Source organism: Sphaerotilus natans (assembly GCF_900156335.1).
Lineage (GTDB): Bacteria > Pseudomonadota > Gammaproteobacteria > Burkholderiales > Burkholderiaceae_C > Sphaerotilus > Sphaerotilus natans.
Genome location: NZ_FTMZ01000008.1, coordinates 40257 through 54539 on the forward strand (window position 1 = coordinate 40257; position 14283 = coordinate 54539).

Annotated in this window: 13 protein-coding genes and 1 pseudogene; 12 read left to right on the forward strand and 2 right to left on the reverse strand. The window is 72.5% G+C overall.

Annotation, left to right across the window (positions count from 1 at the left end; translation table 11 throughout):
* Nucleotides 1-88 precede the first annotated feature (88 nt).
* The 10 genes and pseudogenes from BW996_RS09280 to BW996_RS22130 all read left to right on the forward strand — a co-directional run bounded on the left by BW996_RS09280 (nucleotide 89) and on the right by BW996_RS22130 (nucleotide 10579).
* On the forward strand, nucleotides 89-2839 hold the full coding sequence (locus BW996_RS09280; RefSeq protein WP_037477878.1) for a TonB-dependent receptor domain-containing protein: 2751 nt from the start codon (nucleotides 89-91) through the stop codon (nucleotides 2837-2839).
* 41 nt (nucleotides 2840-2880) lie between these two features.
* On the forward strand, nucleotides 2881-3333 hold the full coding sequence (locus tag BW996_RS09285; protein WP_037477876.1) for a Fur family transcriptional regulator: 453 nt from the start codon (nucleotides 2881-2883) through the stop codon (nucleotides 3331-3333).
* Nucleotides 3334-3507: 174 nt separating this feature from the next.
* A complete protein-coding gene (locus BW996_RS09290; RefSeq protein ID WP_037478862.1) occupies nucleotides 3508-5067 on the forward strand; it encodes an ABC transporter substrate-binding protein in 1560 nt (519 codons plus the stop codon).
* A complete protein-coding gene (locus tag BW996_RS21665) occupies nucleotides 5064-6023 on the forward strand; it encodes an ABC transporter permease (RefSeq protein WP_051631641.1) in 960 nt (319 codons plus the stop codon). Before BW996_RS09290 ends, BW996_RS21665 begins: the two co-directional genes overlap by 4 nt.
* A complete protein-coding gene (locus BW996_RS21670) occupies nucleotides 6020-6799 on the forward strand; it encodes an ABC transporter permease (protein ID WP_051631616.1) in 780 nt (259 codons plus the stop codon). The genes BW996_RS21665 and BW996_RS21670 overlap by 4 nt, the downstream gene beginning before the upstream one ends.
* On the forward strand, nucleotides 6796-8244 hold the full coding sequence (locus BW996_RS09305) for an ABC transporter ATP-binding protein (protein ID WP_051631617.1): 1449 nt from the start codon (nucleotides 6796-6798) through the stop codon (nucleotides 8242-8244). Before BW996_RS21670 ends, BW996_RS09305 begins: the two co-directional genes overlap by 4 nt.
* A 49-nt stretch (nucleotides 8245-8293) precedes the next feature.
* Nucleotides 8294-8947: pseudogene (locus tag BW996_RS09310) on the forward strand (MotA/TolQ/ExbB proton channel family protein); the annotation flags it as partial.
* Entirely contained in the window at nucleotides 8944-9387 is a 444-nt protein-coding gene (locus BW996_RS09315; protein ID WP_037478867.1) for an ExbD/TolR family protein, read from the forward strand. The pseudogene BW996_RS09310 and the gene BW996_RS09315, both read left to right, overlap by 4 nt.
* A 13-nt stretch (nucleotides 9388-9400) precedes the next feature.
* Entirely contained in the window at nucleotides 9401-9841 is a 441-nt protein-coding gene (locus BW996_RS09320; RefSeq protein WP_175619103.1) for an ExbD/TolR family protein, read from the forward strand.
* A gap of 15 nt (nucleotides 9842-9856) precedes the next feature.
* Nucleotides 9857-10579 (forward strand): hypothetical protein, encoded by a 723-nt coding sequence (locus BW996_RS22130; protein WP_076458856.1) that lies wholly within the window; start codon nucleotides 9857-9859, stop codon nucleotides 10577-10579.
* A gap of 12 nt (nucleotides 10580-10591) precedes the next feature.
* Here BW996_RS22130 and BW996_RS09330 read toward each other — a convergent pair whose 3' ends face one another.
* Entirely contained in the window at nucleotides 10592-11203 is a 612-nt protein-coding gene (locus BW996_RS09330) for a CAP domain-containing protein (RefSeq protein ID WP_051631620.1), read from the reverse strand.
* Nucleotides 11204-11487: 284 nt separating this feature from the next.
* Here BW996_RS09330 and BW996_RS21280 point away from each other — a divergent pair, with 284 nt between their 5' ends.
* On the forward strand, nucleotides 11488-11691 hold the full coding sequence (locus BW996_RS21280) for a hypothetical protein (protein WP_139330817.1): 204 nt from the start codon (nucleotides 11488-11490) through the stop codon (nucleotides 11689-11691).
* A gap of 34 nt (nucleotides 11692-11725) precedes the next feature.
* A complete protein-coding gene (locus BW996_RS09335) occupies nucleotides 11726-12916 on the forward strand; it encodes an acyltransferase family protein (RefSeq protein ID WP_051631621.1) in 1191 nt (396 codons plus the stop codon).
* Here the strand turns inward: BW996_RS09335 and BW996_RS09340 are convergent.
* The gene (locus tag BW996_RS09340; RefSeq protein ID WP_051631622.1) at nucleotides 12892-14271 is read right to left on the reverse strand and encodes a dicarboxylate/amino acid:cation symporter; all 1380 of its coding nucleotides are present in this window, start codon (nucleotides 14269-14271) and stop codon (nucleotides 12892-12894) included. The two genes, BW996_RS09335 and BW996_RS09340, sit on opposite strands and share 25 nt — an antisense overlap.
* Between the last annotated feature and the right edge of the window lie 12 nt (nucleotides 14272-14283).

Genomic DNA, 14283 nt, shown 5'->3' on the forward strand with positions numbered 1-14283 from the left:
CAACCTGTTGACATATAGCCAATAACTATCGGTACGTTAAGATTTGTCGAGTTGGGTTTCCGATCGACAACATCATTGACGGACTGAAATGAAGAAGAACACCAGGCTGGCGGCCACCGCCGCACTGGCGCTGCTGCCGGTGGCCGCGGCCGCCGCCGAAGCCCTCGAGCTGTCGCGGGTCGAGGTGACCGGCAGCCGGATGCTGCGCAGCGTGGGCGAGGGCAGTGCGCCGCTGCGCACGCTGCAGCGCGCCGAGATCGAGCGCTCCGGCGCCAGCAGCGTGGCCGAGCTGCTGGAGCGGCTGCCGCAGATGCAGGGCATGCTGGCGCTGTCGGACAGCGTCGGCAATGACGGCAACGGCGTGACCGCGGCCTCCATTCACGGCCTGGGCGCGCGCTACACGCTGGTGCTGCTCGACGGCCAGCGCCTGGCACCGGCCGATTCCGGCTCGGTGGTCGATCTGGGCTCGCTGCCGCTGGCCGCGCTCGAGCGCATCGAGATCCTGAGCGACGGCGCCTCGGCGCTGTACGGCGCCGATGCGATCGGCGGCGTGGTCAACCTCATCCTGCGCCGTGGCGAGCGTGCGCCCGAGCTGTCGGTGCGCGCGCTGCGGCCGCAGCACGGGGGCGGGCGCGGCTGGAGCGCCTCGCTGTCGCAGGGTCTGGGCGACGAGCTGCGCGACGGCGGCACGCTGTCGTGGACGCTGGAGCTGGCGCGCACCGAGGCGATCCGTGCCTCGCAGCGCCCCTTCGCCTCGACCGGCCTGATCCGCTTCCGCGACGCGCAGGGGCGCGATCTGCTGTTCTTCAACGGCTCGATGCGCACCGTGCCGGCCAACGCCACCGTCAGCTACACCGATGCGGCCGGCGAGGCCGGCACGGCCTGGATCAATCCGGGCCTGCAGGCCAGCGGCAGCTGCGGCAGCCGCCACATCGAGGCCGGCGGGCTGTGCTACTACGACTATGCCTCGACGGTGGATGTGGCGCCGCAGACCCAGAGCACCGGCCTGACGCTGGACGGTGCGCGCCGGCTCGACGCCGGCTGGACGCTGCGCGGCACCGCGCTGTGGCGCGAGACGCTGACCCGCGCGACGGTGGCGCCGTATCCCGCCGATGTCTCGCTCGAGGCCAGCTCGGCGGCCTTCACCCGCAGCCTGGCCCCGTGGCTGACCCAGGAGCAGATCGACGGCCATGACGGCACCGTGGTGAGCTGGCGCCTGCAGGATGCCGGGCCGCGGGTGGTCGACTACCGCAACCGCCGCATGCATGTCAGCGCCGGGCTCGACGGCGAGGCGGCGGGCTGGCAGCTGCGCACCCGCGCGCTGCTGTCGCTGCACGAGCAGCGCCAGGACCTGCGTGAGGGCTGGCTGCTGGCGGCACCTTTCCAGGCGGCGCTGGCCGACGGCCGGCTCGATCCGTTCGCGGCGAGCCAGGACGCCAGCGGGCTGGCGGCGCTGTCGCAGGCCGGCTGGCGCGGTCGCTATGACACCGCGCGCACCCATCTGGCGGGTCTGGAGGCTGGAGGCACCACGGCGCTGTTCGAGATGCCCGGCGGCCCGGCCCAGCTTGGCCTGGGCGCGGAGTGGCGCCGCAGCGGCTGGAGCCGCACGCTGTCGGACACCGCCCGCAGCGGCGCGCTGCTGTCGAGCGACGCCCAGACCGCTGCGGACCTGAGCCGCGACAGCGCCGGCGCCTACGGCGAGCTGGCGCTGCCGCTGCGACGCGACATGCGTCTGGATGCCTCGCTGCGTGCCGACCGCATCGGCCCGGTGCAGGACCATCTGGCCGGCCGCAGCATCGGCCGCTCGGCCAGCGAGGCCACCGGCCGCATCGGCTGGCGCTGGCAGCCCTCGGCCTCGACGATGTGGCGGGCTGCGGCCGGCACCGGCTTCCGGGCGCCCGACCTGCTGCAGATCGCCCGCGCCGAGCAAGACTACGGCGTGACCGCCGGCAGCTACGCCTGCCCGTTCACCGCCGCCAACGGCCTGGACTCGCATCCCTATGCCGCGCTGTGCTGGCCGGGCAGCAACCAGATCGACCTGCTCAAGGGCGGCAACCCGGACCTGAAGCCTGAGCGCTCCAGCCACTGGTCGGCCGGCCTGCGCCTGGCGCCTTCGGCCGATGTCGGCTTCGGCGCCGACCTGTGGTCGGTGCGCATCCGCGACGCGGTGCAGGAGATCAGCGAGCAGCTGATCCTCAACGACCCGGTGCGCTACGCCAGCCTCTACACCCGCAAGACCAGCGCCTCCACCGGCACCGAGGTGCTGGCGCTGCGGCAGCTGCCGGTCAACATCGGTCGGGTCGAGCAGCGTGGCCTGGACTGGCAGGCGCACCTGCGCCACGGCTCGCCCTGGGGACGGCTCACCCAGCGTGTCGAGGGCACCTGGCTGCTGCATTCGCGCTACACCGTGCCGGGCAGCGATGGCGAATGGGCCTCCAGCCTGGGTCGCTTCGGCCTCGACGACCGGGTGGCCTTCCGCCATGTGGTGGCGCTGTCGAGCACCCTCGAGCGCGGCCGCTGGTCGCACCAGGCGCGGGTGAACTGGCGCAGCGGCTACCAGGACATGGTGCAGACCGAGGCCGGCTGCGCGGTCACCAGCGCCGACGGCCTGAGCTGCATGGCCGTCGAGCGTCGGGTGCCCTCGCACTGGACGCTGGACTGGACCAGCCGCTGGCAGCCGCGCGCCGACCTGACGCTGACGCTGTCGGTGCTCAACCTGCTCGATCGCGATCCGCCGCTGACGCTGCGCACCAGCGGTGCGCACATGATCGGCTTCGATCCGCGCTATGCCAGCGGCCAGGGCCGCGCGCTGCAGATGGGGCTGGACTGGCGCTTCTGAACCGAGGCGTCCGGGGGCGGCGGATCGGCTAACCTTGCGGCATGGAACGCAATACCCGTCAGCGCATCGCCATCCGCGAGGCGATCGAGGTGGCCCGCCGGCCGCTGCTGCCCCAGGAGGTGCTCGACCAGGCCCAGTCGCTCGCACCGGGCCTGGGCATCGCCACCGTCTACCGCAATCTCAAGGCCCTGGTCGATGACGGCACGCTGGCGGTGGTGCAGCTGCCGGGCGAGAACCCGCGCTACGAGCCGGTCAGCCGCCGCCACCATCACCATTTCCAGTGCCGGCGCTGCCAGCGCGTCTTCGACGTGCACGCCTGCCCGGGCGACCTGTCCCGGCTGGCCCCGCCGGGCTTCTCGGTCGAGGACCACGACCTGACGCTGTACGGCTGCTGCGCCGACTGCGCCGCACCGGCGGGCACTGTCACGCTCACCCCGGCCTGCGACGACACCGCAGCCCACGCGCACGGCCACGGCCACGACAGCTGCTGTTGAACTCATTCCTGGCCTCGTCATCCCGCTTGGCCTCGTCATCCCCGCGCAGGCGGGGACCCACGCCCAGTCCCTCCGCTTCACGACCGCGCAACCCCATTCCAGCAAGCCTCATTGGTAATGAAATATCATTAGCAATCGAGAATCATTCGCCGCCCGCCTTGGCGGCCCTTGCTGATGAGCCTGTTTCCTGTCGCGCCGGCGTTCGTCCGGCGCCGTGGCCTGCTGGCGCTGGCCGGCCTGCTTCCTTTCACGCCCGCGCTGGCGGCCGATGCGCGGCCGCTGCAGATCGTCGGCCCCTGGGAGATCACCGGCTTGCAGCCGGCGCAGAGCGGCTTTGTCTTCTCGCGGCTGCAGGTGGCCGAGACGCTGGTGGGCGCCGATGAGCGGGGTGCCCTGCGGCCGGCGCTGGCGCAGCGCTGGCAGGTCTCCGCCGATGGCCTGACCTGGCGCTTCGAGCTGCGCCCGGGCGCGCGCTTTCATGACGGCTCGCCGGTGACGGCGGCGGCGGTGCTGCGCAGCCTGCAGCCGGCGCGGGTGGCGCCGGGGCTGCTATCGAGCGCGCCGATCGTGGCGATGGAGGCGGAGGGCGACACGGTGCTGCGCATTCGCCTGAAGGCGCGCCATGCGGCGCTGCCGGCGCTGCTGGCGCATCCGAGCACGCTGGTGCTGGCGCCGGCCGCCTTCGATGCCGCCGGCCGGGTGCAGTCCATCCTCGGCAGCGGCCCCTATCGCATCACCCGGCTGCAGCCGCCGCAGCAGGTCGAGACCGCGGTGTTCGAGGGCTGGAACGGCGGGCCGCCGCCGCAGATCCGCCGCGTCGCCCATCTGGCCGCCGGCCGTGCCGAGACCCGCGCGCTGATGATCGAGAGCGGCCAGGCCGATCTGGCCTATGGCCTGGATCCGGCCAGCCTGCAGCGTCTGCGCCAGCGCCCGGCGCTGCGGGTGCAGACGGTGATGCTGCCGCGCACCGTCTACCTGAAGCTCAATGCCGGGCTGCCGGCGCTGGCCGATGTGCGGGTGCGCCGGGCGCTGAGCCTGCTGATCGACCGCGCTGGCATCGCACGTGCGCTGCTGCGCGATCCGGGCCTGGCCGCCACCCAGCTGCTGCCGCCGTCGCTGGGCGAGTGGCACGATCCGGCGCTGGCGCCGCTGCGCCATGATCCGGCCGCCGCGCAGCAGCTGCTGGCCCAGGCCGGTTGGCGGCGGGGCGCCGACGGCCGGCTGCAGGATGGGCGCGGCCAGGCGCTGACGCTGCAGCTGCGCACCTTCCCGGATCGGCCGGAGCTGCCGCCGCTGGCCACCGCGCTGCAGGCGCAGTGGCGCCAGGCCGGGATCGCGCTGGAGGTCTCGGTCGGCAATGCCGGCGACATTCCGCTGGGCCACCGCGACGGGCGGCTGCAGATCGGCCTGGGCGCGCGCAACTACGCCAGCACGCCCGACCCGGTCGGCACGCTGCGCCAGGACTTCGGTCCGGGCGGCGGCGACTGGGGCGCGATGGGCTGGCAGAACGCCGATGTCGGCGTCGCGCTCGACACGCTGGCCCGGCTCGGTCCGGAGGCGCCGCGCGCGGCCGAGCTGCGCCGCCGGGTGGTGGCGGTGCTGCACGACGAGCTGCCGGTCATCCCGATCAGCTGGTACCGCCAGCAGCTGGCAGTCGGCGCGCGGGTCGACGGCGTGATCCTGGATCCGCTGGAGCTGTCCTATCGGCTCGATGCGATGCGGTGGCGCGCATGAGGGCGTTCGAGCTGCTGCTGCGCCGGCTGATGCAGGCGCTGGCGCTGGCGCTGGGCGTGGGCACGCTGTGCCTGCTGATGATGCGCGCGCTGCCGGGCGACATGGCGCTGCGGGTGGCGGCCGGGCGCTACGGCTTCGACCTGGTCGACAACGCTGCGGCCGATGCGGTGCGCGCCGAGCTGGGCCTGGATCGATCCTTCTGGCAGGTGCTGCCGGGATGGTGGCTGGACCTGCTGCAGCTCGACCTGGGTCGCTCGCTGGTGACCGGCGCGCCGGTGCTGGAGGAACTGGCGCACCAGCTCGGTGCCACGCTGCAGCTGTCCGGCGTGGCGCTGGTGCTGGCGCTGCCGGTCGGGCTGCTGCTGGGCCTGCGCGCCGGGCTGCGGCCGGGCGGTCCGGTCGACCGGCTGACGCTGGCGCTGGCGGTGCTGCTGCGGGTGATGCCGAGCTTCCTGCTGGCGGTGCTGCTGATGCTGGTGGTGGCGGTCGGCACCGGCGCGCTGCCGGTGGCCGGCGACCAGGGCCCGGCCAGCCTGCTGCTGCCGGCAACCACGCTGGCGGCCGGGCTGGCTGCGGGTCTGGCGCGCATCACCCGCCAGGCGCTGCGCGGCTTTCTGGCCTCGGAGGCCTGGGAGTTCGCGCGGATGAAGGGCCTGACCGAAGGCCAGGCGCTGCGGCACCACGGCCTGCGCCATGTGGCGCTGCCGGTGCTGGCCTGGCTGGGCGTGCAGGCGGTCTTTCTGGTCGAGGGTGCGGTGGTGGTGGAGTCGCTGTTCGCCTGGCCGGGCATCGGGCATGCGCTGGTGCATGCGGTCTTCGCGCGCGACGTGCCGATGATCCAGGGCACCGCGCTGTGCATGGGCATGATGTTCGTGAGCTTCAATCTGCTGACGGACGCGGCCTCGGTCGCGGCCGATCCGCGCCGACGTGCGCCGCAGGCCGGGGAGGGCGCATGAAGCGCAGTGCTGGCGCGCTGCTGCTGGCGCTGGTGGCGCTGTTCGGGCTGGCGGGGCCGGCGCTGATCGGCATCGATGGGGCGCTGCAGGATCTCTCGGCCAGCCTGCAGCCGCCGGGCGCAGCGCATCCGCTGGGCACCGATCTGCTCGGGCGCAGCGTGCTGGCCCGGCTGGCCGAGGCGACCCGGCTGTCGCTGGGCGTGGCGCTGCTGGCGACGCTGGCTGCGGCGGTGCCGGGCGTGCTGCTGGGGCTGCTGGCGGCCTGGCAAGGCGGACGGGTCGAGCGCGCGCTGGTGCTGCTGGCCGATGCGGCGATGTCGATTCCCGGCCTGCTGCTGGTGGTGCTGTGCGCGGCCATCCTGCCCGGGCGCAAGGAGATGCTGGCGCTGGGCCTGGCGCTGGTGATGTGGGTCGAGCATTTCCGCGTCAGCCGCAGCGTCAGCCGCCCGGTGCTGGCGGGCGATGCGGTGCAGGCGGCGCGGCTGCTGGGCTTCGGGCCGCTGCATCTGCTGCGGCGCCACCTGCTGCCGGCGCTGGCGCCGCAGCTCGGCACGCTGCTGGCCTTCGGGGTGGCGCAGGCGGTGCTGGGCCTGGCGGCGCTGGGCTTCATCAGCGTGGGCATGCAGCCACCCGCGCCCGAGCTCGGCCTGATGATGACCGAGGCGCTGCCGCACTGGCATGAGGCGCCCTGGCTGATCGCCGCGCCGGTGGCGGTGCTGATGCTGACGGTGCTGGGCATGATGCTGTTGCTCGGCGACGAGGAGGTGCGCGCATGAACACGCCATCGCACACGACATCGAGCGAGGCATCGGGCGAGGTCCTGCTGCGGGTCGAGGACCTGACGGTGCGCGCCGGCGCCCGGGTGCTGCTGCGGCCGCTGTCGCTGGCGCTGCATGCCGGTGAGGCGCTGGTGCTGCTGGGCGAGAGCGGCGCAGGCAAGTCGCTGCTGGCGCAGGCGATCATGGGTACGCTGCCGTCGGGCCTGCAGGCGGGCGGCCAGGTCGTGATCGAGGGTCGGGCCAGCGCAGCCGACCGGCCGGCCCAGCGTCAGCCGCTCTGGGGCCGTCGCCTGGCGATGCTGCCGCAGGAGCCGGCGCAGGCGCTCGATCCGCTGATGCGGCTGCAGCCGCAGCTCGCGCTGGTGCATCACCATCTGCGCGGCGCCGCGCCGGCCGAGGCGGCGGCCCGCGCCGGGGCGGCGCTGACCGAGGCCGGGCTGGGGGCGGCGGCGCGGCAGTTTCCGTGGCAGGTCTCCGGTGGCATGGCGCAGCGCGCGGCCGCGGCGATTGCGCTGGCCGGCGGCGCGCGGCTGCTGCTGGTGGACGAGCCGACCAAGGGCCTCGATGCGCACTGGCGCGATCGCTGCGTCGCGCTGCTGCAGCAGCTGCGCCGCGAGGGCGGGGCGGTGCTGGTCATCACGCATGATCTGCAGGTGGCGCGCGCGCTGGGCGGCCGGCTGATGGTGCTGCGCGAGGGCGAGTGCGTCGAGCAGGGCGACACCGCCCGGGTGCTGGCTGCGCCGGCCCATGCCTTCACCCGTGCGCTGATCGCGGCCGATCCCTCGGGCTGGCCCGATGCCGAGCTGCCGACCCGCGCCCCGGCCGGCGAGCCGGTGGTGCGCGCCGAGGCCCTGGGCAAGCAGTTCTGCGGGCGCTGGCTGTTCGACCGGCTGGATCTGGCGATCGGCCGTGGCGAGCGCCTGGCGGTGCAGGGCCCGAGCGGCTGCGGCAAGAGCACGCTGGGCAATCTGCTGCTCGGCCTGCTGGCGCCCGACCGCGGCCGGGTGCGCCGCGCTGCGGGGCTGTCGCCCTGGGCGCTGCAGAAGCTCTACCAGGATCCGCTGGGCTCCTTCGCGCCGACGGTGGCGCTGGCCGACGCGCTGGGCGATGTCGGCCGGCGCCACCGGCTGGACGCGGCGGCGCTGCGCCGGCTGCTCGAGGCGCTGCAGATCGATGAGGGCCTGCTGGCGCGCCGGCCGGCGCAGGTCTCCGGTGGCGAGCTGCAGCGTCTGGCGCTGGCGCGGGTGCTGTGGACCGGCCCGGCGCTGCTGTTCGCCGACGAGCCGACCTCGCGCCTTGACCCGCTGACCCAGCAGCAGGCGCTGGCGCTGCTGGCCCGCGAGACCGCGCGCCTGGACTTCGCGCTGCTGCTGGTCACCCACGACGCCGACGTGGCGCGGGCGATGGCCCCGCACACGCTGCATCCGTCGGCGCCGGTATAGTCCGGCCCGATTCCTTCTTCTGGACGTCCTTCTGGAGCCTTTTGCGGTGACTGAAAGCAATCCCTACGGGCTGGCCGCGCTGTGGGCCGGCTCGGACCTGGTGGCCAAGCTGGTGCTGCTGATGATGGTGGTGATGTCGGCGGCGAGCTGGTATGTGATCGTCGTCAAGTGGCTGGAGCAGCAGCGCATGCTGCGCCAGGCGCGCGCGGCCGAGTCCTTCTGGCAGGCCGCCAGCGTCGCGCAGGGCGCCGAGGCGCTGGAGCCCGGCAGCCCCTTGCGCTTCATCGCGCTGGCGGGCGTCGAGGCCAGCGGCAAGCACGCCGGCCTGCTTGGGCGCATCGACCTGCACACCTGGATCACCATGTCGGTGCAGCGCGCCATCGAGCGGGTGCAGGGCCGACTGCAGAACGGGCTGGCGCTCTTGGCCACCGTCGGCTCGACGGCGCCCTTCGTGGGCCTGTTCGGCACCGTCTGGGGCATCTACCACGCGCTGACCGCCATCGGCGTGGCCGGCCAGGCCTCGATCGACAAGGTCGCCGGGCCGGTGGGCGAGGCGCTGATCATGACCGCCATCGGCCTGGCGGTGGCGGTGCCGGCGGTGCTGGGCTACAACTGGCTGGTGCGGCGCAACAAGGCGGTGATGGACGAGGTGCGCGGCTTCGCCGCCGACCTGCACGCGGTGCTGCTGGCCGAGCCGCGATGACGCTCCCGCGCGGCCCCTTCGACGCGCCGCCCGACGAGGACGCGGTGATGGCCACCATCAACACCACGCCGCTGGTCGATGTGATGCTGGTGCTGCTGATCATCTTCCTGATCACCATTCCGGTGGTGGCGACCTCGGTGCCGGTCGAACTCCCCAAGGAGCGGCTGCAGCCGCGCGAGACGCGGCCCGACAGCATCGTCATCTCGGTCGACGCGGCCGGGCGCCTGTTCTGGCACGACCTGCCGCTGGCCGGGCCGGACGCGCTGAAGGCCCGGCTGCTGGAGGCGGTGCAGGCCGCGCCGCCGGGCCAGACGCCGGAGGTCCAGGTGCGCGGCGATCGCCGCGGCGCCTTCGATCCGGTCGCGCAGGTGGTGCTGGCCTGCCAGCGCGCCGGCATCGCGCGCATCTCCTTCATCACCGAGCCACAGGCGCTGCGCTGAAAGGACCGATCCGATGGCGATGAACCTCGGCCCCGGCGACACCGCCGGCGGCGACGACGAGCCGCTGATGGAGATCAACACCACGCCGCTGATCGACGTGATGCTGGTGCTGCTGGTGATGCTGATCATCACGATCCCGATCCAGCTGCATTCGGCCGATCTCGACCTGCCGGTGACGCCGACCACGCCGCCGGCCGAGCCGCCGGAGGTGGTGCGCATCGACATCGCGCCCGACGGCGCGCTGCGCTGGCAGGACGAGCCGGTCGCCGACCGCGCCGCGCTGGTGGCGCGGCTGCAGGCCGAGGCGGCGCGAGTGCGTCCGGCCGAGCTGCATATCCGCCCGGCGCCCGGCTCGGCCTACGCGGTCTTTGCCGAGGTGATGGTCGAGGCGCAGCGCGCCGGGCTGCGGCGCCTGGGCGTGGCCGGCCTCGAACGCTTCGAGCCGGCGCGCTGAGGCGGGAGATCGACGATGCCCTTGCCTGAATTCGAGACCCCGTCACGCGCGCCGCGCTGGGTCGGCGCCACCGCCGTGGTCGGACTGCACCTGCTGGCGGGCTGGGCGCTGATGTCCGGTCTGGCGCGCCAGACGGTCGAGACGGTGCGCCAGACGGTGGAGATGGCGATCATCGATGCGCCGGCTCCGCCGCCGCCGCCCCCTCCGCCTCGTCCGAAGGAGACGCCGCCGCCCCCGCCCGCCCCGGCGCCGAAGACGCCGCAGCCGCCGGCCGTGGTGCCGCCCCCCCCCGCGCCCAAGGTCTGGGCGCCTCAGCCCGAGATCGCGCCGCCGCCTGCGCCCGCTGCCGCGCCAGTGCAGGCGGTTCAGCCCGAGCCGCCCCGGCCTGCGCCCCCCGCGCCGCCGGCACCGCCTGCGCCCCCCGCACCGGCGCCCGTCGCTGCGCCGGCCCCGGCGGTGCCTGCCGCGCCGGTGCGCGCCGAGGTCGGTCTGGCCTGCCCGGGCTATGCACAGATCATCCAGGACACGATGGCCGGCGCCTTCGACCGCTACGGCATCACCGGCGTGGTGAAGGTGCGCATGCTGGTGCGCGGCGGGCAGGTGGTGGAGACCAGCGTGCTGTCCGGGCCGCGTGAATACCACCGGTTGGCGGTCAGCGCGGCGCGGCGCATGAAATGCCAGGCCAGCGGCGCCGACGAGGTGCAGGTGAACTTCGAGATCAGCCTGCGCGAGGAGTGAGGCCCCGGACCGTCAGCGGGTCTTGGCCAGGTTCATCACCCAGTAGTTCGACTGGTTGGCGGTGTTGACCACGCAGGCGACGGCGACATCCCGCACCGTCGCGTTCATCAGGTTGGCGCAGTGACCGTCACTGCTCATCCAGGCGTCGACCACCCGGGTGATGCTCGGCTGACCGGCGGCGATGTTCTCGGCCACCGTCGACCAGGCATAGCCCGCAGCGCTGACCCGGTCAGCGACGCTGCTGCCGCTCGAGCCGGTGTGGCTGAAGAAGTTCTTGGCCACCATGTCCTTCGCATGCCCTGCCGCCGCGGCCAGCAGCTGGCTGTTCCAGGTCAGTGCGGTGGTGGCCGGGAAGCTACCCCGGCTGCCGCAGGTCTGCGCGCTGGCACGGCGGCGGTTGATCTCGGCCAGCATCGCTTCCTGGTAGCTGTCGATGCCACAGCGCTCGCTCGCCACGATCACCGATGCCGTCTGGGCCGGGGCGACCGTGCTGCCGGGGCTTGCCGGGCTGGTCGCAGCGACGTTTTCATCGGCGCCCCCGCCGCCGCAGCCGGTCAGCAGGGCGGCCAGCAGCGCGGTGGCGATGGCAGGCAGGGACAGGTGCTTGTTACAGATGCGGATCATGGCGGGACGAAGTCGAATGGCTGGCCGTGTTGTCGGCTCGATGGACTTCATTCTGGAGAGTCACCTCAGTCCGGCAAGGGGAAGCGGACGCCATGTTGCGGGGGTTGTGGCTTCTACACGCATCAACCTGCGCCATCTTCACGGATCTTGTTGAACATGCCCGTGTTCGGGGGGGCTGAGGCCGTAGCGCGGCGATCCGGCTCGAATCAGACTGTCGTTGCCGGATCTGAAATAAGCTGCATCGCCTCGTTGGCAACTTGTTCGGATCGGCTACAGGAGTCAGCATGTCTTTCCTCGCCGCGCCGAAGCACCAGAGCCACCCGGACACGCCGCCGGTGGTCATGGTTCGGCCGAACGTCTGGCGCATCACCTTCGCCGAGAGCGATCGCCCGTCCCGGCGCGCCCGTCATGGCCGGGCGCGCTGGAGCCTGAGCGCCGGTCTGCGCCGTCGCCCAGCCTTCCGTCCGGGCCGTCGCCCGGTACGGTGAAGATCTTGAAAGGTTCGCCGGGTAGGATCCGGCGATGTCAATTCACGTCTCCACGGGTATTCCGTCTTTTTCTTCACGATCGGAACGATTCCAGGCGCTGCCGCTGGTCGATCTGGGCAAGGCGCTGGCCTCGCAGCTGATCGTCTGGCATCACCTGGCGCTGTACGGGCCGATGTGCGAGGTGGCCGAGCCGCTGGCGCCGGCGCTGCGTGACTGGCTGGTCGAGCAGGGCCGGCTGGCGGTGCAGGTCTTCCTGGTGATGGCGGGGTTTCTTGCAGCGCGTTCGATGCTGCCGCACCCGGCGGCCGCGCCGCGTGCCACCGGGGTGGCCGCCGCGATCGGCCGGCGCTTCCTGCGTCTGGCCGAGCCGGCCTGGGTGGCACTGCTGGCGGCGATGTTCGCGGCCTGGGTCGCACGCGGTCTGATCGAGCATCCGACGATTCCCGAGGCGCCGACGCTGCTGCAGGTGCTGGCCCATCTGCTGATGGTCCAGGATGTGGCGGGGCTGGAGGCGCTGTCGGCCGGGGTCTGGTATGTCGCGATCGACCTGCAGCTCTTTGCGCTGGTGGCGCTGCTGTGCGGCCTGCGGCGCGGCATCGCCCGTCCGGCACGGTCGGCGCTGACGACGTTGACGACGCTGACGGTGATGCTGCTGCTGGCCGGCATCACGCTGTCGCTGCTGCGGTTCAACCGAGACCCTGATCTGGATGTCTGGGCGATCTACTTCGTCGGTGCCTACGGCCTGGGCATGCTGGCGCACTGGGCGGTGAGCGCCCGGCGGCCGGTCTCGCGCATCGGCTGGCTGCTGGCCATCCTGGCGCTGACCGGACTGGCGCTGTGGCTGGACTGGCGGGTGCGCATCCTGCTGGCCGGCACCAGCGCGCTGGTGCTGGCGCTGCTGGTGCCGCTGGATCTGCGCCTGCCGGCCTGGCTGGCGCGGCCGGTGGCCGTGCTCTCGCACATCTCCTACACCGTGTTCCTGCTGCACTACCCGGTGCTGCTGCTGACCGGTGCGCTGATCGGCCGTCTGTGGCCGGATGCGCCGGAGGTGCATGCGCTCGGGCTGGTGCTGGCCTGGGCGCTCAGCCTGCTGGCGGGCTGGGCGCTGCAGTCGGCGCTGGACCGCCGCGAGCGTGCCCGGCAGTCGGTGCGCCGGCCGCAGCCGCTTGCGCGGCCAGCGGCGGGCGCCGTCGGGGACGATCAGCGCACCGCGGTGCCGGGCTGAGCCGGCGCCTGCGTGTCGTCGCCGTGCGGCAGCGCGGCGTCGATCGCGTGGGTCAGGGTCTCTTCGGCCGGCATCGGCGACTGGCCGCTCAGCGCGGCGTTCATCTGGCGGCCGTCAAGCTGGCCGCACCACTTGGCGACCACCAGCGTGGCCACGCCGTTGCCGATCAGGTTGGTCAGCGCGCGGGCTTCCGACATGAAGCGGTCGATGCCCAGGATCAGCGCCAGGCCGGCCACCGGCACGCCGCCCACCGCCGACAGCGTCGCCGCCAGCACGATGAAGCCCGAGCCGGTCACGCCGGCCGCGCCCTTGGAGGTCAGCAGCAGCACGCCCAGCAGCGTGATCTGCTGCGTCAGCGTCATCGGCGTGTCGGTGGCCTGGGCGATGAAGACCGCGGCCATCGTCAGGTAGATCGAGGTGCCGTCCAGGTTGAAGGAGTAGCCGGTGGGCACCACCAGGCCGACGACCGACTTCTCGGCGCCGGCGTGCTCGAGCTTCTTCATGATGCGCGGCAGCACCGATTCGCTCGACGAGGTGCCCAGCACGATCAGCAGCTCTTCCTTGATGTAGCGGATGAAGGCGGTGATCGAGAAGCCGTGCGCCTTGGCGATGCCGCCCAGCACCACCAGCACGAAGATCAGGCAGGTGGCGTAGAAGGTGGCCATCAGCTGCGCGAGCTGCATCAGCGAGCCCACGCCGTACTTGCCGATGGTGAAGGCCATCGCGCCGAAGGCACCGATCGGGGCGACCTTCATAATGATGCCGACGATGGCGAACAGCACGTGCGAGAACTTGTCGATGAAGGTGAAGACGATGTTGCGCCGGCCACCGAACTTCTGCAGCCCGAAGCCGAACATCACCGAGAACAGCAGCACCTGCAGGATGTCGCCCTTGGCGAAGGCGTCCACCACGCTCGACGGAATGATGGCGAGCAGGAAGTCGACCGTGCCCTTCATCTTGCCCGGCTCGACATAGGCGGCGATGCCCTTGGTGTCGAGCGAGTTCGGGTCCACATGCATGCCGGCGCCCGGCTGCACCAGGTTGACGATCACCAGCCCGATGACCAGCGCCACCGTCGAGACGACCTCGAAATAGAGCAGCGCCAGGCCGCCGGTGCGGCCGACCTTCTTCATGTCGTCCATGCCGGCGATGCCCAGCACGACGGTGCAGAAGATGATCGGCGCGATGATCATCTTGATCAGCTTGATGAAGCCGTCGCCCAGCGGCTTCATCTGCTCGCCCAGCGCCGGCGCGAAGTGGCCCAGCGCGATGCCGATCGCGATCGCGGTCAGCACCTGGACATAGAGGGATCGGTAGAACGGCGCCTTGGCCGCTGTGGACGAAGTGCTTGTCATCGGGGTCTTTCT